This window comes from Idiomarina sp. UBA3162 (assembly GCF_002364475.1).
In the GTDB taxonomy this organism is placed as follows: domain Bacteria; phylum Pseudomonadota; class Gammaproteobacteria; order Enterobacterales; family Alteromonadaceae; genus Idiomarina.
This window is the reverse complement of the sequence record NZ_DEYI01000076.1, coordinates 1-21142: the sequence shown is the minus strand read 5'-3', so window position 1 is coordinate 21142 and position 21142 is coordinate 1. Positions and strand designations below refer to the sequence as shown.

General features: G+C 47.5%; 18 protein-coding genes and 1 tRNA gene. 13 read left to right on the top strand and 6 right to left on the bottom strand.

Annotated features, from left to right (window positions below; genetic code table 11):
* A partial coding sequence (locus B2X00_RS09835; RefSeq protein ID WP_290487376.1) for a fumarate hydratase C-terminal domain-containing protein occupies positions 1-139 on the top strand: 139 nt, incomplete at its 5' end.
* A 3-nt stretch (positions 140-142) separates the two neighbouring features.
* Entirely contained in the window at positions 143-1450 is a 1308-nt protein-coding gene (gene rmuC / locus B2X00_RS09830) for a DNA recombination protein RmuC (RefSeq protein WP_290487375.1), read from the top strand.
* Here rmuC and B2X00_RS09825 read toward each other — a convergent pair.
* The gene (locus B2X00_RS09825) at positions 1395-1748 is read right to left on the bottom strand and encodes a hypothetical protein (RefSeq protein WP_290487374.1); all 354 of its coding nucleotides are present in this window, start codon (positions 1746-1748) and stop codon (positions 1395-1397) included. The genes rmuC and B2X00_RS09825 overlap by 56 nt on opposite strands.
* Positions 1749-1820: 72 nt before the next feature.
* Positions 1821-2573 (bottom strand): sulfate transporter CysZ, encoded by a 753-nt coding sequence (gene cysZ, locus B2X00_RS09820; RefSeq protein ID WP_290487373.1) that lies wholly within the window; start codon positions 2571-2573, stop codon positions 1821-1823.
* Between the two features lie 152 nt (positions 2574-2725).
* Here cysZ and smc point away from each other — a divergent pair, with 152 nt between their 5' ends.
* From smc to ligA, 3 genes are read left to right on the top strand one after another with little or no spacing between them, the layout of a single operon-like run.
* Positions 2726-6211 (top strand): chromosome segregation protein SMC, encoded by a 3486-nt coding sequence (gene smc, locus B2X00_RS09815; protein ID WP_290487372.1) that lies wholly within the window; start codon positions 2726-2728, stop codon positions 6209-6211.
* A gap of 18 nt (positions 6212-6229) precedes the next feature.
* A complete protein-coding gene (zipA, locus tag B2X00_RS09810; protein WP_290487371.1) occupies positions 6230-7129 on the top strand; it encodes a cell division protein ZipA in 900 nt (299 codons plus the stop codon).
* An 18-nt stretch (positions 7130-7147) separates the two neighbouring features.
* The gene (gene ligA, locus B2X00_RS09805) at positions 7148-9172 is read left to right on the top strand and encodes an NAD-dependent DNA ligase LigA (RefSeq protein ID WP_290487370.1); all 2025 of its coding nucleotides are present in this window, start codon (positions 7148-7150) and stop codon (positions 9170-9172) included.
* 26 nt (positions 9173-9198) lie between these two features.
* Here ligA and B2X00_RS09800 read toward each other — a convergent pair whose 3' ends face one another.
* The 3 genes from B2X00_RS09800 to gloB all read right to left on the bottom strand — a co-directional run bounded on the left by B2X00_RS09800 (position 9199) and on the right by gloB (position 12279).
* Positions 9199-9720, bottom strand: coding sequence for a hypothetical protein (locus B2X00_RS09800; protein WP_290487369.1), 522 nt, complete (start codon positions 9718-9720; stop codon positions 9199-9201).
* Positions 9721-9848: 128 nt separating this feature from the next.
* Positions 9849-11471, bottom strand: coding sequence for a LysM peptidoglycan-binding domain-containing protein (locus tag B2X00_RS09795; protein ID WP_290487368.1), 1623 nt, complete (start codon positions 11469-11471; stop codon positions 9849-9851).
* A gap of 49 nt (positions 11472-11520) precedes the next feature.
* The gene (gene gloB / locus B2X00_RS09790) at positions 11521-12279 is read right to left on the bottom strand and encodes a hydroxyacylglutathione hydrolase (protein ID WP_290487367.1); all 759 of its coding nucleotides are present in this window, start codon (positions 12277-12279) and stop codon (positions 11521-11523) included.
* A gap of 59 nt (positions 12280-12338) precedes the next feature.
* On the opposite strand from gloB, the gene B2X00_RS09785 reads away from it, so the two are divergent.
* Both B2X00_RS09785 and B2X00_RS09780 read left to right on the top strand, forming a co-directional pair.
* Positions 12339-13109 carry a class I SAM-dependent methyltransferase gene (locus tag B2X00_RS09785; RefSeq protein WP_290487366.1) on the top strand — a complete coding sequence of 257 codons (771 nt, stop codon included), beginning with the start codon at positions 12339-12341 and terminating at the stop codon, positions 13107-13109.
* A 2-nt stretch (positions 13110-13111) separates the two neighbouring features.
* Positions 13112-13507 (top strand): rhodanese-like domain-containing protein, encoded by a 396-nt coding sequence (locus B2X00_RS09780; protein WP_071462411.1) that lies wholly within the window; start codon positions 13112-13114, stop codon positions 13505-13507.
* A 9-nt stretch (positions 13508-13516) separates the two neighbouring features.
* Here the strand turns inward: B2X00_RS09780 and rnhA are convergent, their stop codons facing one another.
* On the bottom strand, positions 13517-13981 hold the full coding sequence (rnhA, locus tag B2X00_RS09775; RefSeq protein ID WP_370215447.1) for a ribonuclease HI: 465 nt from the start codon (positions 13979-13981) through the stop codon (positions 13517-13519).
* A 53-nt stretch (positions 13982-14034) separates the two neighbouring features.
* On the opposite strand from rnhA, the gene dnaQ reads away from it, so the two are divergent.
* The 6 genes from dnaQ to B2X00_RS09745 form a co-directional block, all read left to right on the top strand.
* A complete protein-coding gene (dnaQ, locus tag B2X00_RS09770) occupies positions 14035-14745 on the top strand; it encodes a DNA polymerase III subunit epsilon (RefSeq protein WP_290487364.1) in 711 nt (236 codons plus the stop codon).
* A complete protein-coding gene (locus tag B2X00_RS09765) occupies positions 14730-16034 on the top strand; it encodes a TIGR03503 family protein (protein WP_290487363.1) in 1305 nt (434 codons plus the stop codon). Before dnaQ ends, B2X00_RS09765 begins: the two co-directional genes overlap by 16 nt.
* 139 nt (positions 16035-16173) lie before the next feature.
* Positions 16174-16250: transfer RNA gene (locus tag B2X00_RS09760), tRNA-Asp, on the top strand.
* Positions 16251-16420: 170 nt separating this feature from the next.
* The gene (locus tag B2X00_RS09755; RefSeq protein ID WP_290487362.1) at positions 16421-18610 is read left to right on the top strand and encodes a M3 family metallopeptidase; all 2190 of its coding nucleotides are present in this window, start codon (positions 16421-16423) and stop codon (positions 18608-18610) included.
* Positions 18611-18709: 99 nt separating this feature from the next.
* Entirely contained in the window at positions 18710-20002 is a 1293-nt protein-coding gene (locus B2X00_RS09750) for an NAD(P)/FAD-dependent oxidoreductase (protein ID WP_290487361.1), read from the top strand.
* Between the two features lie 75 nt (positions 20003-20077).
* Positions 20078-21142: PHP domain-containing protein (locus B2X00_RS09745; RefSeq protein WP_290487360.1), on the top strand; the 1065-nt coding region annotated here is incomplete at its 3' end.

The following is a 21142-nucleotide window of genomic DNA, read 5'->3' as shown; positions in this document are numbered from 1 at the left end:
GGAAGCTATCTACGAATTTGAAGTTGAGGATATGCCTGTGACAGTGGCTGTCGACAGTGATGGACAAAACGCACATGAGCAAGGTCCTGCAATTTGGAAGGTTAAAATTGCAGAGCTCGACGAAAAGCTAGGAGCATAAATCGTGTTGAATGACATGATGACTATAAGCACCACCATTTGGGTGGTGCTTTTGTTTGTGGCGACGTTAATCAGTGTCGTGTTTACTGTGTTGTGGCGTACTCAGGTGAAAAGAGCTGATGCCTTGTCACAAACAGTTGAAGAGCAAACGGAGCAACTAGGACACTTGCGTGAACGTCTACATTATACTGAATCTCAGTGGCAAACGCTCAGAGCAACAGCTGCACAAGAGCGTCGTGCAAGTGAGGATAAGCTACGTGCCTTTGAAGCCGCTGAACAACGTATGTCGCAGCAGTTTGAGAATTTAGCCAACCGGATTTTTGAACAGCGTTCGAACCAAATGCAGCAACAGCACCAACAGAGCCTGCAAGCAACGCTCGCCCCTTTCAAACAACAACTCGAAAGTTTTAAGCAGCAAGTACAGCAACAACATAGCGATGAGACCAAAGAACGCGCGGCATTACGCAGTGAACTGTTGTCATTGAAGACACTGAATCAACAGATGGCGCAAGAGGCGGATGCACTGACGCGTGCGTTGAAAGGGGATAACAAACACCAAGGTAACTGGGGTGAGGTAGTGCTTGAGCGTATCTTGCAACAGTCTGGTTTGCGAGAGGGGCATGAATACGATACTCAATCGTCATTTGCGGATGATGATGGCAAGCGGTTACGTCCCGATGTGATTGTGCATCTACCTAACGAACGCGATGTTGTGATTGACTCAAAAGTTAGCTTATCAGCCTATGAGCGCTACTTTAATAGCGATGATGAGGCGGTCCGCAAACAAGCACTCAATGAGCATGTACAGTCGCTTAAGCAACACATTAAGCAATTAGGCAAAAAGAATTATCAGCAGTTACAGGGTATCAAAACACTTGATTATGTATTGTTGTTCGTGCCGATTGAACCCGCATTTTTGCTCGCCGTGGACAAAGATCCGGAATTAATTAAGCTGGCGCTTGATGAGCAAATTATGTTGGTGAGTCCGACCAACTTACTCGTTGCTTTACGCACTATCCACAACATTTGGCAGTATGAACACCAAAACCAAAACGCTCAGCATATCGCGACCGAGGCCGGTAAGCTGTACGATAAATTTGTCGGCTTTGTTGAGGATTTAGACAAGATAGGAGCAGGCATTCAAACCCTTGAACAACGCTACCAAGATGCGATGAAAAAGCTCAGTCAAGGGCGTGGCAACCTACTCACTCGGGTTGAAAAGTTTCGCACGATGGGGGTGCAAACCAGTAAGCAGCTTAGTGCAACGACGCTTCATAAAGAGGCTGATGACGAGGCGCCTGCGGATGATTGACTGTGACTTGACCGCAGATCCATTGCTGTCGCTGAAGACGCACTGCCATCAGCACATGTTGTAGGCTGTTCAATTGTAAGCGTACGCACAGCATATCGTGGCTCTGGCTATGTTTTAATAGTTTGACCGCTGAGGCAAAGCGTTGCTGATCGATAGGCGAAAATTGCTTGAGCCACTGCGCAGCATCAGCCAATTTAGCGCGATTGCGGCGTTTCGATGAGCTCTCAGCCGGGCTGTTAATCAAAATGATATTGCTCGTTGGCAAATAGAGATAAGTATAAAGTGCGTTGCTTGTCATAAGTTGCGGCTCCGAAATAATTCGTAAATTATTTTGACGAAGCCGCGGTGCGTTAAACAGACGCTAACAGTGCTATAAAATGTCTGCGTTTAATGCTTTAGAACGGTAGTGATCGACCCACATTGAAGTCGCCCCAGCAATTGCGACGGGCATAATAATCAAATTGATAAACGGCAACATAGTGATAATTGTGATCGCCATGCCAAAACTCAGTGAGCGGAACTTTTGAGCGCGCAATTCAAAGCGCATACGGCCGAAGTCGAGTTTATGATTATCGAACGCGTAATCCATATACTGAATCGCAAGCATCCAGCATACCCATAAAAACCATATGATCTGACCGATGACCGGTACAAACAGCGACAGTAAGAAGAACCCAATGGCACGGGGTAAGTAATACGCAAGTTTTTGGAACTCACGCCCAACCGTGCGCGGGATATCCTTAATTAATCCCAGCACGCCATCGTCGCCCAAGGGCTGACCTGACTCGTATTGCTCAACCTTTTCGGCGAGTAGGCCATTAAAAGGCGCTGCGATGATATTGGTGATCGCAGTAAAAATAAACGCAAATAAGCCCAGTATAAAAAGTACAGTCAATGGCCAAATAAGATACTCTAACCATTGGAAGTAACTCGGCAACCATCCCATTAACTGGTCAATCCAACCACTGGTGCGACTCATGAGCCAACTAAACGCTGCGGCAAATAGTATAAAGTTAATTAAGATCGGACCTACCACGAAGCGTTTAAGGCCTTTAGTAGTCATTAACTGAAATCCTCGAAGCAAATAGGCGAAGCCCGAATCGCTAAACACTGCTTTTTGCATTGAGTAACCTTTGTTGAGTTGATGTATAGTATTAGGATAATGCTAAAACGCCTGCTTTGCAGTGGCTAAATTGTTACAAAACTCAAATGAATCTGCTAGAGTTTCTAGCTCACGCTTAAACGAACTCGCGCGATGGATATAACGACAATAAAATGCGCCTGAAACATATAAAATTGGCTGGTTTTAAATCGTTCGTCGATGCCACCAAAGTGCCTTTTCCCGATCAAATGACGTGTGTCGTTGGCCCGAATGGCTGCGGCAAGTCGAACGTAATTGATGCGGTGCGTTGGGTACTGGGTGAAAGCTCAGCCAAGAACCTGCGTGGCGACGCCATGACTGATGTGATCTTTAACGGATCTAATGCGCGCAAACCCGTATCCCAAGCGAGTGTGGAATTGGTTTTTGATAATACCAGTGGCCGTATTCAAGGCGAGTTCGCTTCCTATAATGAAATCTCAGTAAAACGACAAGTGAGTCGAGATGGTCAGTCAAACTACTTCCTGAACAACAGCAAGTGTCGGCGACGAGATATCACTGATTTATTTCTTGGCACAGGCTTAGGCCCACGCAGTTACGCGATCATTGAGCAAGGCATGATATCCCGTCTTATCGAGTCTAAGCCGCAGGAACTCCGTGTTTTTATTGAAGAAGCCGCCGGTATTTCAAAATACAAAGAACGTCGTAAAGAGACCGAAAACCGCATACTGCATACCCGAGAAAATCTAGAGCGAATCAGTGATGTACGAGAAGAGCTTGGCCAACAACTGCAAAAACTACAGCGCCAAGCTGCGGCTGCACAGCGTTATAAAGAGTTGAAAGCACAAGAACGTGACTTAAGAGCATTATTATTAAGTAGTCGCTGGTGGCAATTAAATGAGAAACAAGACCAGCTCCGTGAACAACGTAATCACTATCGACTAGAACTTGATCGTTGGCAAACTGAACAAACAGGCGATGAAAAAGGTGTGATCTCGCTGCGAGAACAAGCCGAAGAGCTCAAACAGCGCGTCGAACAAGCGCAACAGGCGGTATATGAGTGTAATCATCAGATTGTGCGCATTGAGCAGGCAATGCAGCACCAACGCCAACTCGAACAACAACGGGAAGCACGCGTTGCGCAGCTAAACCAAGAACGTGAACAGTTGACTGAACATGATGCTGAGGACAATCAAAGTGCTCAGCGCTTGACGCAGAAAATCGCTGAGCTTGAGCCTGGCTTAGAGCAACTTGAAGCGCAATTGGAAATGGCTACAACGCGGCACGACGAAGCTCGTGAGCAACTACAACGTATTGAACAAGATGAAGAGCAAACTCGACGGTGGTTACGAGAGGTAGAACAGCAAAAGCAACGCAACGAATTAGCGTTACAACAAGCTGAACACACCATTAGCCACAGTCGTGAAACACTAGCCGAACTTGCTGAGCAGCGCGTGCAAGTGCATCAACAAACACAAGCTATTGGTATCGCGCAGCAGCAAGAGAAATTAACCGATACTCGGGCACAACTGGATCGTAGCGAGTCCGAATTAACGAACGCGACCGAATCTTATGAAGCCGTACAACGCGAACTGCAAACGTGCCAAGCGCAATTGCAAGGCCTGCAACGCGAACAACACAGTCAACAAACACGGGCTGAGCTGTTGCGTGAATGGCTTGCAGGCGAGGACGGTAGCGTCAATGCGCACGTGCGGCAATGGGCGAAGGATAATCAGCTGCGCAGCTTACCGGAAATACTCGATGTTGAACCGGCGTGGCGAGATGCGGTGGAGGCCTGGTTGTCACCGTGGCTCAATAGTTATTGGAGCGAAGATAACGCATTGCTCGATTCGCTCCCAAAGGGGGCTATGCTATCACGCCCTGAACCGGCTATAACGTTTCCCCACGGCGTGACGGGATTGGTTGATGTGGTGTCAGGCTCAGTGCGTGACTGGCCGTTGGTTCAACGTTGTTTAGTCGCTGATACAGTCAACGATGGACAACGCTTGTTATGCCAATGTCCGCAGGCCATCGCGGCACTGACAAAAGCGGGAGATATTGTTCTGCCCGGATTAGTACACCGTGCAGGCGAGCAAAACAAACAGGGGTTGTTACACAAACAAGCAGAGCTAGCGCAATTAGAGCAAAATCAGCAGGTAATTGAGGCTCAAATAAGCGAAATGGTTGAGACGTACGATCGTTTTGCGCAGCAATTAGATGAAGCTAAAAGTGCCAAGCAGCAGGTAGAGCAAACTCACAATACACTGCGCGAGGCTTGGGTGCGCGCGCAGCAGCAGTTAGAAAATGCGGAACAGCAGTATCAGCGTTTTGAGAGCACCTTGTTACAACTCGGCGATAAAGAGGCGCAGATTCAATCTAAACTAGAGAGTGCCGAGCAGCAGGCGGCATTGTGTGAGTCCACCGCGGACGAATTGGAGTTGCAGCTTGAACAATTACAGACTGAACTCAACCAATCTCAACGAGCAAGTGTCGAACAACACCAGCGCGAGTGTGAGCAACAAGCACAAAGTGTTCGTACGCAACTCGACCAGCACCGCTTACAATTGACGAGTGCCCAAGAACAACATGCTCAACTACAACGAATGTCCGAGCGGCAAAGCCAACGTCTGCAGGCGATCGAGCTCGAGCTGAGAGAACTCGCTGAACAGAAAACTGAAAGCAAAGAGCCACAGCAGGCGCAACTCGAAGACTTGTTAGCACAGCGCGAAGAACGCAGTGAAACGTTGCAACAAGCGCGAGATGAGCTGGCACAAATAGAGCAGGATATTCACGAGCTCAGCCAAGGCCGATCGCAACTACAACTTAAAATTGATCGTACACAGCAAGCGTTGCAAGGTATTGATATTGAGCACGCCAAACTGGATGAGCGCACGCAAGGCGTGCTTGAACAGCTCTCACAAACCCAAAAAACACTCAAGGAAGTGCTACCTAAATTGCACGAAGCGGTGGATGCGGGATCAAGTATGAGCCAACTTGAGCAAACGTACTCGCAACAACTCGAGCGTACTACTCAGCAAATTGGTCGTTTGGGCGCTATTAATTTAGCGGCGATTGAAGAAGCAGAAACGCAAAAACAACGTAAAGATTATCTCGATGAGCAATACGATGATTTATCGTCGGCGTTAGAAACACTTGAAGCGGCTATACAAAAAATTGACCGCGAGACACGGCAGCGCTTTAAAGCAACTTTTGATGCCGTCAATGGTGACCTGCAAAAGCTGTTCCCGAAAGTGTTCGGGGGCGGTTCAGCATCACTAGAGTTAACGGATAGTGATTTACTGGAAACCGGTGTGACTATCATGGCGCAACCGCCAGGTAAAAAGAACAGCACGATTCACCTACTCAGCGGTGGAGAAAAAGCGTTGACCGCTTTATCATTAGTATTTGCTATTTTTAGGCTAAACCCAGCGCCGTTTTGTCTGCTCGATGAAGTTGACGCGCCTTTGGATGATGCCAACGTAGGGCGATTCTGCCGCTTGGTACAAGAAATGTCAGAAACAGTTCAGTTTATTTATATCAGCCATAATAAAGTCGCCATGGAAATGGCAACGCACTTGGCCGGTGTAACCATGCAAGAAGCTGGCGTATCGCGACTCGTTGCTGTTGATATTGAACAAGCTGTGGCAATGACCGAAGCATAATAATAAAGGAAGTATGACATGAGCAATTTACAGATAACACTCAGTATTATTGGAGTATTGCTGATTGCTGGCATTATTGCCCACGGCTTATGGACGATGCGGCGCAACAATAGCATCTATAAACAAGCGCAGAGTGAAGTCGCTGAAAAGCGTCATCAGCAACAATCTGACGATGACTTTGATGCCGACGGCATTGGTGCGGTGAAAACGATTAAAGCCACGCGCGATGAGCCTAAGGCAACCACGAGCCAAGCTGCGCAAATGTCGATGGATCTCGATTTAGAGACGGATGACGAAACAACACCCTTACCATCCATGCGCGTTGATCAAGATGAAGAGCCTGCACCTGTTAAAGAGACTGAAACTGATACTCAACCTGCGTCGTATGAGGCTGAACCTGCGGAAGATGAAAACCTGGATGAAGCTGAGCTAGAAACAGAACAGCAACCCACGCCCGAAACGGCACCTGAAGCTGCGCCTACAACGCAAGCCGAAGAAAAGCCTCAGCCGCCGCAGGATGTGATTTCGTTGTTCGTTAAAGGCAACGTGCAAGGCGCGCTATTGTTGCAAATGATGACAGAATTAGGTTGTAAGTTTGGCGAGATGGGTATCTTCCATCGTTATGAAAATACTAACGGTACTGGAACCTTGATTTTCTCCGTGGCCAATATGTTCAATCCAGGTACATTTGATCTTGATAATATCGAACAATTTGAAACCGATGGTGTCGCTTTATTTATGACGTTGCCGATCAACTATGACGGACAGCAGGCCTTTAATATGATGTTGAACGCGGCGAAAAAGCTTGCCACTGAAATTCCACAAGGGCAAGTACTCGATGGTTCTCGTCAACTGCTAACGCGTCAATCGATTCAGCAAGCACATCAAAAAGTACGCCAATACGAATCCACGCCTTAAAGAGATATACACAACGATATGAGCCGTCCATCGACTGTAGAGCAGCGCATGCGTGAGCTAGAGCAACAGCTGACACGCTATAATAAAGAATATTATGAGCTGGATGAACCAACGATTCCTGATAGCGAATACGATAAGCTATTTCGCGAACTGCAAACACTCGAAGCTGATAACCCCGAACTAAAAAGCCAACACTCACCGACTGAAAAAGTCGGTAGCAAGCCGCTTGATGCGTTCACTTCAGTGACTCACGAGCTGCCGATGTTGTCATTAGACAATGCATTCAACAGCGAGGAGTTTGCGGCGTTCGCTGAGCGAATTCAACAACGAGTGGATAGTTCGGTGGCGTGGGCGTTCTGTTGCGAACCTAAATTGGATGGTTTGGCTGTCAGTATTTTATACGAAAATGGCAAGCTCGTGAGAGCCGCGACCCGCGGTGACGGCTATTCAGGTGAGGACATCACCGCAAATGTTAAGACGATTAAAAATGTGCCATTGCAATTAAATGCTGAGGCACCGGAACGAGTTGAAGTGCGTGGCGAAGTGTTCATGATGACGGATGCATTCGAGCGTTTTAATGAAGCCGCACGTAAGCGTGATGAGAAAGTCTTTGCCAACCCGCGTAATGCCGCGGCAGGTAGTTTGCGCCAACTCGACTCTCGAATAACGGCAAAACGACCATTGCACTTCTACGCATACAGCTTGGGTGTGGTAAGCGAGCAGGACCAAGATCAGTTGGCTGACTCGCACTATGAACGTTTGCAGCAGTTAAGTGCTTGGGGTCTGCCGATTAACGATGAAGTGAAACGAGTTGACTCGGTTGAGGCGTGCGAAGCCTATTATCAAGCGATGTTAGACAAGCGCGACAGGCTACGTTACGAAATTGACGGCATTGTTTACAAGGTTGATTCGATTCGTATGCAGACTGAGCTTGGCTTTGTTGCGCGTGCGCCACGCTGGGCGATTGCGCGTAAATTTCCTGCACAAGAGCAACTAACGCGCATTACTGGCGTTGATTTTCAGGTGGGTCGTACCGGGGCCATTACCCCTGTGGCTCGCTTAGAGCCTGTTTCAGTCGGGGGAGTCACGGTATCCAACGCGACACTCCATAATGCCGACGAGATTGCACGTTTAGGTGTCATGATCGGTGATACTGTGAGTATTCGTCGTGCTGGGGATGTCATTCCTCAAGTCGTTAATGTGTTAGAAAATGAGCGGCCCGCAGACGCTCAAGTGATTGAGTTTCCCACACGTTGCCCGGTGTGCGACTCAGAGGTCGAACGTATCGAAGGTGAAGCGGTAGCTCGGTGTAGCGGTGGGCTCATTTGTGCCGCCCAACGTAAAGAGGCAATCAAACATTTTGCTTCGCGCAAGGCGATGGATGTGGATGGTCTTGGTGATAAACTGGTTGAGCAACTGGTCGATAAAGAATGGGTTAAGTCACCGGCGGACCTTTATGAGTTAAAAACGCCTGTGATTGCGTCGTTACCTCGGATGGGTATGAAGTCGGCTCAAAACTTGGTGAACGCGATTGCTCAAACGCGCGAAACGACATTACCTCGATTTATCTATGCCTTAGGTATTCGTGAGGTGGGCGAGGCCACTGCCAACAATCTTGCGGCGCACTTTGGTACCTTTGATGCGCTTCAGAACGCAGATGTGGACGCATTACAAGAAGTGGATGATGTCGGTCAGGTGGTCGCCAAGCATATTGTTGCGTTTTTCCGAGAGGCTCATAATCAAACGGTTGTCGACCAATTGCGTCAGTGGATTAGCTTTCCAGAGGGCGAGGCAGTAGGACCCAAAAGCGATAGCCTAGCTGGACAAACGTTTGTGTTAACAGGCACGTTGACGCAAATGACGCGGGATGAAGCAAAAAAAGCATTGGAGTCGCTCGGCGCTAAAGTGAGCGGTTCAGTCTCTAAGAAAACGTCGGCGGTTTTTGCTGGAGATAATGCCGGTTCAAAATTGGCTAAGGCAGAAAGCTTGGGCGTACCGGTTAAAACGGAAGACGAGTTAATAGCTTTACTTCAATCAAGTTAAATTGTCTCATTAGAGGATGCGGCAAGCTATTTGCTGCGCCGCATGCTCAAGTCTTTGATAAGGCCGCTTCCGTTAATTTCGCTAATGCCATTCTCGTCAAACTCAAATTTTAACGTTGGGTGTGTGGTATCCACTAAGAAACTGCGGTCATCAAGTTCAAACACCAAATGTTTAAACGGCTTTTCCTCATCGAAGTCACCACGCGGATACACACGAACGCTGTGACTACCGATATCTAAATTAAATGATTTAAAAAAACCGTTAGCAAATTCAGCAACGTAGATCAGACCTTCGTCGTTAACGATTACGTTAAGAATGTAATTAGGTGGGATTTCATCAGTACGTAGTTGTGCATCGCCCGCTTTAAAAATATGAGTGTCAAAATGCTTAACGTAGGCAAAGCCAAAGTCTATCGCCTCTTTGCGACCCGAGGGGTAAGTCAACTGGCCTTTTCCTTCTGCTCGCCAATCTGCAGCCATGGCTGACTGCGGCAGAGCCATTACGAGTAGAGTTGGAATAAGCAGTAGTGTAAGCACTAAACGTATCATGAAATCGACCTTACAGGGATAAATAAGCCGCCAGTATCGAACGATTTGAATGATGAATCAATACCTCAATCCGCATAGCTAGGCGCACCTATACGACACCAGAGGCGCGCCTAACAACATTTAACTACTTAAGAGTTAACGTTAACCACGTCGACTTTAAGTGTCAGCCGTTGGCCAGGTTGGAGGTAGCGGCTACGACTAATGTTATTCCACTGCTCAATTTGTGAGATGGTCACGTTGAAGCGATTGGCAATACGGGCGAGCGAATCACCACTGCGCACTTGATAGATAATAGTACGCAGTATACCTGTTGACTGCGGTGCTGATTCACCTTTCTGCCAAATCACCAGTTTCTGGCCGGGTCTCAAATAGTCGCCAGGCGCCATTGAATTCCAGCTAGCTAACTCTCTCACGCCAACATTAAACGCGCGGGAAATGTCCCACAGGGTGTCCCCCGACTGAACCTGATAGTTGACCTTAGACTTGCCATATTGTTTGCTTTGTTTGGCGATACGACGTTGATTTGACGACAAGGTGTATTGCTCTAAGTCTTTAGTGGCAACAGGAATCAACAGGTAGTCACCGCTACGAATCAATGCGCCGTTGAGTTCGTTGACGCTCTGAATTACGTCTACTGAAGTATTATACTTTTTCGCAATGGTCAGCAAACTCTCACCCGAGCGGATCTTATGACGCTTCCAACTTAACCAGTCCTTAGGATCGGTTTTATTTATCGCACTCTCAAAAATGCTTGCGTTCGGTTGTGGAAGCAATAAACGGTGAGGACCGTCTGGTGCTGTTGCCCAACGGTTGTATGCTGAGTTATAGCGATGTAGCGTTTCCAGCGGTAATTCAGCCATATCCGCTGCGAGTGCCAGATCAATTTGACCCGGTACCTCAATGACATTCAGTTGCGGCTGGTTTTCGATAGGATACCAAACAATGCCGTACTCGTCGGTGTTCGCAAGAATGTCTGCTAACGCGAGTAATTTGGGGACATAGGCACGGGTTTCGCGCGGTAAGTCCAAGTTCCAAAAGTCGGTGGGTTCGCCTTTACGCTTATTGCGGCGGATGGCCGCAGCGACTCGGCCTTCACCTGAGTTATACGCGGCAAGTGCATGCAACCAATTACCATCAAAGTAATCGTGCAGGGCTTCGAGGTAATCCAGCGCTGCGCGGGTTGCGGCATAAACATCGCGGCGCCCGTCGTACCACCAGTCAATTTTGAGTCCATAATGACGGGCTGTCGATGGAATAAACTGCCACACACCTGATGCACTGCCGTGGCTATAAGCAAACGGATCGAATGCGCTTTCTACAATCGGTAGCAAAGCAAATTCCATTGGCATACCGCGGCGATCAATTTCCTCAACGATCAGATGAAGAAAGGGTTCGGCGCGCTTTCCAACACGTTCAAGATATTCCGGGTGACTTAAATACCAATTACGTTGTGAATTAACACGTGCATTATCCGGTACTTGAAAAGCCAGTTTTAAACGAATCCGTTGCCAAAGATCATCAATAGGTACGGGCTCAGCCTTTTCGCTTTTCGATTTATCGGGTGTCACTTCTACTGGAACGGGTTGCAGCTCAGCGATATTAACCGGTGTTGCTGAGGTCGTTTCAGGCTGACTTTGATTAACACTTACATTCTCATCAGAATGCAGGAGAGAGGTCACTTGGCAGCCTGAAAGCGTTAACAGAGAAGCGCTTAGCACTGAACTCGTTAATAATTTATAACGTACATTCATGGTCAGTTTCTTTAATAATGTTATAATATAACGTGGATATACTACGTGACTACGCGTTATCTTTCCACTCTCTGATAATAGCGAAGACGTTTTCAGCTCCTTCGATACCTTTCTCCGCATATTCACTGGCTGCATCACGAACCGGTGATTGATCAAACCGTAAAAACGGGTTAATCGCTAACTCCAACTGTAAAGTGGAGGGTAAAGTTATCTGGTCATCCTGACGCATGAGTTTTACTTTTTCTAAATAGCTCTGCAAAACCGCATTGTCGGGTTCGACAAGCGAAGCAAAGGTTAAGTTCGCTTGAGTGTATTCATGTGCACAAAAAACCCGCGTTTCGCCCGGTAATCGACGTAATTTATCGAGCGATGCAACGAACACTTCAGGTGTGCCTTCGAACATTCGTCCACAGCCGCCCGAAAACAGAGTATCGCCACAGAACAGGGCTGTTTCACCGTAAAAGCTAATATGATCGAGTGTATGTCCAGGCGTAGCCAGCACTGCAAAGGATAAGCCGGCTAGGTTAACGGTGTCGCCTTCCATGACTGCATAATCAATCCCGCTGATTGCCGGGTTGTCAGGGCCATAGCAAGTCGCCGGATAACGTGCCTTTAGTGCTTCGAGGCCACCCGTATGATCATGGTGATGATGGGTGATGAGGTAACCAGCGATATGCTTATTATTAGCTTCAAGCCACTCGACGACCGGTTTGTCATCACCTGGGTCAACGACAATGACACGATCCTGACTCGATTCAATTAACCAAATATAATTATCATCAAACGCTTTAACTGGATGTACTCGCATACTCTTGGTTTCCTCGCTATGATTATGCGTAGACTCTAGCCTAACACAAAGGTCGACCCTTGTTTATTCAACCCGCATATCGTCGCAGTGAGATGCAGGAACCACAGAATTGGCAGCAACTCGCCAATGGCTGCCTTATTCAAGCCTGTGTGCAACAGCAATTAGACGACTCGCGCACACATTGTCTAAACGGCGTCACGTTGACGCTGGGTAACTTAGCCCAGCAATTAGATGTCAGTGGCTTTACTTTGGGCCGGCCTGTGAATATTTGCCAAACCGCGCAGCAAGTAAATGATGGAAATCGTATAAGTGCTCACTATACTCACTTGCCAATTAAAAACGAATCAATAGACACCTTAGTGTGTCCATTTGTGTTGGATTTTGCTGCCGATCCACATCAAGTTCTACGTGAACTACTGCGTGTTTTGGCGGATGACGGCACTTTAATTTTGGCAGGCTTTAATCCATTGAGTCCGGCTGTATTGAGCGGCTTGTGGCGCAGTAAAAGTTACCCTTTTCCATGGCAGGGACGTTATTTTACTCATGCACGCGTAAAAGATTGGTTATCCTTGCTAGGCTTCAGGGTTGAACGACAACGCTACTTTATCGAACACTTTTTCACCCAACAGGCGACCGAGACGGGCGGTCATAGTGAGTGGATTTGCCAACGCTGTCCGTGGCTCAGTGCGGGTTACTGGTTGGTTGCCAAAAAATCGTGTTACATCAAACCACAAGCCAACAAGGTAAGAAAAGAGCGTTTAAACTTGACACAAGCGCTACCTGCGGCGAGAGTAAAACAATCTGCAAATTGGCATTATGAAGAGAGGTAATTATGGTAATCGATGCTAAAAAGCTTTGTCAGACGGCAAAAAACAACGTTAATGAAGTGACAACCGAACAACTTCAGCACGCGCTTAGAGACGGAGCGCGCATCATTGATGTGCGTGAGCCAGCGGAATATACGCAAGGGCATATCCGCGAAGCGGTGAACATGCCGCGGGGTGTGTTAGAAATGCAGCTCAATCAACATCCCGATGTCGCCGGTTATGATGACGCCTTAGAACGTATTGCCGAAAAACCGTTGTACCTCATCTGCCGCACCGGTGGGCGTTCAGCTCTAGCTGCGGAAAGTTTGCAACGTATGGGCTTTGAGCAGGTCTATAGTGTTGATGGCGGGATGAACGCTTGGCAGGAAGAAAAGCGTCCAGTCGTTGCCGGCGAAGACTAAGTACCGAAATTACTCGGCACTGAAGCCTTTATCAACGGTAGTCGGGTTTTGTTCTGCTGCGGCGCGTGCAAGTTCGTCGCAGCGTTCATTTTGCGGGTGACCCGCATGCCCCTTAACCCACTCCCATGTCACGTTATGACGTGCAATCGCCTGATCCAACTGCTGCCACAGGTCAACATTTTTCACAGCTTTTTTATTCGACGTACGCCATCCATTACGTTTCCAATTGTGGATCCATTGCTCAATGCCTTGCTTTACATATTGACTATCGGTTGTCAGAATAACCTCACAGGCTCGGTTGAGGGTTTGCAGCCCCTTAATGCATGCGAGTAATTCCATTCGGTTGTTGGTGGTACACTGGTAACCACCACTCAGCTCTTTATGGTGTTGACCATACTCGAGTACGACACCGTAACCACCGGGACCTGGATTGCCTAGACATGAGCCGTCTGTGAAAATATGTACTTTAGCCATGCTACTCACTGTAAACTGAACCTAAACCGCGAGTATATCAGGAATCGAACACTATGCGTCAGATCGTTTTAGATACGGAAACCACAGGCATCAACCCCGCCGAGGGACATCGCATTATCGAAATTGGGTGCATTGAACTGATTGATAGGAAGCCCACCGGTAATCACTTCCATGTCTACATCAACCCTGAGCGTGTGGTCGAAGACGAAGCCATTGCAGTGCATGGTATTACCAACGAATATTTAGCTGATAAGCCTGTATTTGCGCAGGTGGCCGACGCTTTCATTGATTTCATCAAAGGCTCCCAGTTAGTCATTCATAATGCACCCTTTGACGTCGGTCATATGGATGCTGAGTTTCAGCGTCTGGGTAAAATGTATGGTAAAACGTACGATTATTGCGACGTCTTGGACTCACTACAGCTAGCGCGTGAGATGCGGCCAGGGCAACGCAATAGTTTGGATGCTTTGTGTAAGGCGTTTTATGTTGATAACTCAGCACGAGAGTTACACGGCGCTTTATTAGATGCCGAGATCCTTGCTGATGTCTATCTGGCGATGACGGGGGGACAAACAGCGTTAAAACTGAACAGTCAAAGTCAAGAAAATGAAAATAAAGAGCCTGGGCATATTGCTCACCAAGCAATAAAAGATCGCCCCCCACTAAAGGTTTTACGTGCCTCAGCCGATGAAGAAGAACAACATCAACAACGTTTGGCGATTGTAAAATCTGAAGGTGGCGCGTGCTTGTGGCTCGATTCGTAATAACTGCATTACTAGGATTCCTATTCGCTCTCAGTAGCGCTGCGCTAGCACAATCAGCGCAAGAGCGCGACCCGGCCGAGGCGGGCGTCGCACAGCTCAATGTCATCAATGACCCGATGGCCAATCGTTTACCGATTGAAGGACAACGATTTCGCATTGATGACAACATTGAAGAAATTACGTTGTTGTTTTTTCGCGAGCGCGGCAGTTCTCCCCTAATATTAATAAAGCCCGACGGCAGTAAATGGTACGAAGCTCGCCATCCTATAGAAAAAGTAACCTGGTATACCAACGAAAACTTCGACATGATTCGTATCAAGGAGCCGATGCCAGGACCTTGGCAAGTGGCGGGACGAGTCGACGAGCAGAACGAAGCGGTGATCGTATCGGACATTAAGTTTCAAGCCCAGCCGTTGCCGACACCCTTGTATGAAAATGAGCACATTAAAGTAGAGGGCACGCTGTATAACGGCGAGCATCCGGTGAAAACGGCGCGTTTTCACGAAACCGTTATTTTAGATGTGCTTTTTGTCAGTACCAATAATGCTGACTTCGATAACTTCGGCGTTGACCCGCAGCGTATTGGACAATTTTCTGATAATGGTCGCGGGTACGACGAGCATGCTGGCGACGGTACCTTTACCAGCCGTTTTCAATTAAATATTACTCCCGGTCAGTACCTGCCTACGTATGAGTTGACCACGCCACTGTATGACCGTTCTTATGAAACGGAACCTGTGGTTGTTGAGGCAAGCCCTGTCAACTTTGAAATGAAGCTTGCTGAGCAAGCGGAACGCGATCATCAACTGGTTATCAAAATTGATGATAAACGTATAAAGCAAGGTAGTGTCGCAATAAACGGTCAGGTCGACTTTCCAAATGGCGAACAACGCACATTTTCACTAACGGATATCGATAAAAGTGAAGTCAGTGTACCTATTGCCAATTTGGATTACGGTAAACACTTAGTTGATATGACAATATTTGCCACTAATCAGCAGGGGCGAGAGTTTGAACTTGTCATCGATGACTATAGTTTTATTTCTAGCCGTCCAGGACCTGAGCCGCCGAGTAAAGCAGAACAGTTGGCCGCTAAACGCGCAGCGCTTGAGCAGGAACGCTTAGAAAAACAACGCCAGCTCGATGAACAAGAGTCGCAGGCGGTAGCGAACATCATTATTATTGTCGCGATTAATCTTATTTTACTCCTACTCGGTGTAGGCGCGATATGGTTCTTGAAAAAGCGTTCGGCAAAGCCAAAATCGCACGACAATGGAAAAAATGATTAAAAAGCGTCTGATTTGAACATTTAACAGACAAACGAACGGAAAAATACAAAAATCTTTAAAAAAAGGGTTGACTGAATCGGTGGTCACTCGTAATATTCACGCCGCGTTGAGGGGGCAGCCCCCAACACAGTGACTTAGTGGAGCGGTAGTTCAGTTGGTTAGAATGCCGGCCTGTCACGCCGGAGGTCGCGGGTTCGAGTCCCGTCCGCTCCGCCACTTCTCAAAAATTAAAGTCCCATTTGGGGCTTTTTTTTTGCCTGTAATTCATGCCTTCCCTGCGCTAATCGAAAAAAAACGCCGTTTGAGCGTTAGACACTTGCCCCTGTTACAATATAACCATAAAGTAAACGCATTATGACTACACAATAACAAGTTAGGAGATAACTATGCGTAAAACGCTCGTAGCCGTTGCTATTGGTACAGCGCTATCGCTCGCCGCATGTAGCGATGCTGAACAACAGAACCAGCAGACTTCACAACAAGCTGAAACCGCACAAGCGGAACAAGCGAGTAAAGACGTTGCTCAACAAAACCCATTTTTTGAACCTAGCCCACTGCAGTATCAGGCACCTGATTTCGATGCGATCAAATTCGAACATTTTGAGCCTGCATTTGAGCGTGGAATGAAAGAGCACATGGAAGAGATTGAAGCAATCGCTTCAAACTCAGAAGCGCCTACCTTCGAGAACACCATTGTTGCGATGGAAAAATCAGGTCAGATCCTGAATCGTGTCAGCGCTGTGTTTTATAATCTTTCATCTTCGAACAGCGACGATCAAATTCGTGACTTGCAGGTTAAATTAGCACCGAAAATGTCAGCGCATAGCGATAACATCTCGCTCAACGCGGACTTATTTGCGCGTATCAAAGCATTGTATGACAAGCGTGAGTCACTGGATCTCGATACGGCTTCTTTGCGTTTGCTTGAAGATACCTACAAAAGCTTTGTACGTTCAGGTGCACAGTTAAGCGATGCGGATAAGCAAAAAATCCGTGATATCAACGAGCAGTTGTCGAGCCTGACCACTGAGTTTCGCAACAACTTGATGAATTTAACGCAAGAGAACGTTATTTACGTTCAGGATGAAGCCGAATTAGCGGGCTTGAGTGAAAGTCGTATTCGTTCATTAGCAAGCGCTGCTGAAAGTCGTGATCATAAAGGTGAGTACGCGATCGTGCTGACGAATACAACGCGCCAGTCGATTCTTGCAGAGCTTGAGAACCGTGAGTTACGCCAACGCGTTTGGGAAGCATCAGCTAATCGTGGTACGGGGAATACCGAAACGGACCAACGTCCTCTCGTTAAGAAGCTTGTTGAGCTGCGTGCACAGAAAGCCGACTTACTGGGCTATGATAGCTGGGGTGACTACACCTTAGAGACTAACATGGCAGGTAACCCAGAAGCCGCGCAAAACATGTTGCGTGACCTGGTGCCCGCGGTGGTTTCTAACGTTGAACGCGAAGCACAAGAAATTCAAGCAGCCATCGACGCGGACGGTAAAGACTTCGAATTGAAGCCTTGGGATTGGTTCTATTACGCCGAGAAAGTACGCGAAGCTAAGTACGCAATTGATGGCGACCAAGTGAAACAATACTTTGAATTCAACCGTGTATTAAAAGACGGTGTGTTCTATGCAATGAATCAGTTGTTCGGCATTACATTTGAAGAGCGCAACGATATCCCTGTTTATCACCCAGACGTTGAAGTCTATGAAGTATTCGACGTAGATGGTTCAAGCATTGGATTGTTCTACGCTGATTACTATGCACGCGACAGCAAGCGCGGTGGTGCTTGGATGAGCTCGTTCCGCAGTCAATCAGAACTACTTAATCAAAAACCCGTTATCTTGAACAACATGAACATTACCAAAGCACCTGAAGGTGAACCCACCTTGCTAAGCTTTGATGAAGTGTCAACGATGTTCCACGAAATGGGTCACGCATTGCACGGCATGTTCTCTGATGTGAAATATCCATCACAAGCAGGTACGAGCGTTCCTCGTGACTATGTCGAGTTTCCATCAACGTTCCAAGAGGACTGGACTTTGAACCCGAAAGTGATCGCTAACTACGCGAAACACTACAAAACGGGTGAACAAATCCCACAAGAGTTGCTTGATAAAGTACTTGCGGCACGTAACTTCAACCAAGGCTTCGACACCTTAGAGTACGTTGCAGCGGCATTGCTTGATCTGGAATATCACACCGTACCCGCTGGCGAAGATATCGGTGATGTGGGTGAGTTCGAGCAAAAAGCCCTCGAAGAAAATGGTGTAGCAGTTGAAGCGGTACCGCCACGTTATCGTTCGACTTATTTCGCACACGTCTTTGCGGGTGGCTACTCTGCAGGCTACTACGCTTATATGTGGAGTGAGGTGCTTGCGGCAGACGCGTTTAAGTATATGAATCAGAACGGTGGTTTGACGTTAGAAAATGGTCAAGCATTCCGTCGTGATATCTTATCGCAAGGCAGCAGCAAAGATCCGATGCAGCAATACATCGATTGGCGCGGTCAAAAACCGACCGTTGAAGCATTGCTTGAGCGTCGTGGTTTGACGGAACCAAAAGTTGACTAAAAACATTTAGTAAATCTGTAATATATTGCTGTAAATAAAAGCCACTGGCGTTATGATCGCTGGTGGCTTTTTCATTTATTGGCAAGGAAATTACAAGCAATGACAGAAAAGATTGTCGTGGTTGGAGGCGGTGCAGGTGGTTTAGAGTTAGCGACTCAATTAGGAAGAAGTTTGGGGCGCTCAGGTAAGGCCGAGGTGTTATTAGTTGACCGAAATAGCACGCACGTTTGGAAACCGTTACTGCATGAAGTGGCTTCGGGCGCCCTCGATTCGAGACTCGCGGAGCTTGATTACCGAGGCCAAGGAGCTCGTTCCGACTTTCGATTCATTGTAGGCACACTGGAAGCCGTTGATAAAGACAGTAAAACAATCACCTTAGCGGCGATAGAGGAAGAAGGTGAAGAAGTGCTTGCACCGCGCACGTTAACCTATGACAAGCTCATTCTATCCGTTGGAAGCGTCACTGCTGATTTTGGTACGCCAGGTGTCGCTGACCATTGCTATTTCCTCGATTCAACGGCGCAAGCCGATGCTTTTCACCATCACCTTTTGAACGAATTTTTACGTGTTAACCAGGCACTCGAAGATGGCCATGATGTCACTTTAGACGTCGCTATTGTAGGCGGCGGTGCGACCGGTGTTGAACTCGCTGCCGAATTGGTTCACTCCGTATCTCTACTATCAATTTACGGCTTGGGTCATCTAACTCGCGATAGGCTCAATATCACGTTAGTTGAAGCAGGTAAACGCTTGTTACCGGCATTGCCAGAGCGCTTATCACAATCGGTGCACAAAAAGCTTAACAAATTAGGCGTAAAGGTGTTGCTTGGTAATCCCGCTAAAGAAGCTCAAAAAGGTCAGTTGGTGCTCAATGATGGACAAAGTATCAAAGGCGATCTAATGGTATGGGCAGCCGGCGTTCGGGCGCCTGACTTCCTAGCGGAACTCGGTCTACCGACGCGGAAAAATAATCAGATCGAAGTTGATTCGTTTTTACAAGCAAAAGGCGCAGATTCGATTTATGCGATTGGCGATTGTGCCGCTTGTGCCATTGATGAAAACCGCTTTGTGCCACCGCGTGCACAGTCAGCTCATCAAATGGCTGATTGCCTTTATAAAAATATTCGTCGCATGCAAAAAGGTAAAACACCTAAAGCATTTAAGTACAAAGATCGTGGCTCGTTGGTGTCGCTCAGTCGCTTCTCGGCAGTGGGGAACTTAATGCAGAGCAAGAGCCTATCAATGTCTATCGAGGGCACGTTGGCGCGTTATGCGTATGCAAGCTTATATCGTATGCACCAACGTGCGTTGCATGGCTGGTGGAAGATGCTGCTTGTAATCGCTGTAGATAAGCTAAACCACGCGGTTAAACCCCGTTTAAAACTGCACTAAGCATGTACTTGAATAGCGCGATAAGGCAGAATATTGCCTTAATGTTCAGTACGCAGTTTACCAATTAGGCTTTTAATGGCAGCAGATACTTCTTTTGTTCATTTAAGAATTCACAGTGATTTTTCGATGGTGGATGGGCTTACAAAAGTGAAGCCCATTTGTCAGCGCGTGGCGGACATGAATATGCCCGCTATGGCGCTCACCGATCAAATGAACTTTTGTGGTCTGGTGCAATATTATGGTGCTGCTCACAGCAAAGGACTCAAACCGCTTATTGGCGCTGACTTGTGGGTATGGGGAGATTACCCCGAAGGTGAGATTTTTCGCCTGACCGCATTGGCGATGAATAACGAGGGCTATCAGCAAATCATACAGCTGATCTCTAAAGCGTATTTACGCGGCCATGTGCAAGGCAAGCCGGTGATTGATAAAGCTTGGCTGGCGCAGCATAACGAAGGCATTATCCTGCTCTCTGGTGCGCGCGAAGGCGATGTAGGGTGCGCTTTGTTGAAAGGCCATCACGAACCTTTGCAAGAGAGCCTCGCGTTTTATAAGCAACACTTTCCAGATCGCTTTTATCTTGAACTCATTCGTACAGGCCGCGCTGAAGAAGAAGCTTATTTGCATAGTGCGGTTCAACTTGCGGCTGAGCATGATCTGCCTGTGGTCGCGACGAACGAAGTGGTGTTCCTCGAAGAAGAAAACTTCGAAGCACATGAAATTCGCGTCGCTATTCATGATGGCTATCAACTGGGTGATAAGCGGCGTCCGAAAAAGTATTCTCCACAACAATACTTGCGCAGTGCCGAAGAGATGCAAGCATTGTTTGCGGATATACCCGAGGCATTAGAGAACACCGTTGAGATAGCTAAACGCTGTAATGTCACCATTCGCTTAGGTGAGTACTTTCTGCCTGCGTTCCCGACTGGGAACTTAACGGAAGGTGACTATCTCGTAAAGGTTTCGCGGGAAGGCTTGGAAGAGCGACTAGAGTTTTTATTCCCTGACGAGACGGAACGAAAAGCGAAACGACCCCCGTACGATGAGCGCCTGCAAACCGAACTGGATGTAATTAACCAGATGGGATTTCCTGGCTACTTCTTGATCGTCATGGAATTCATCCAGTGGAGTAAAGATAAC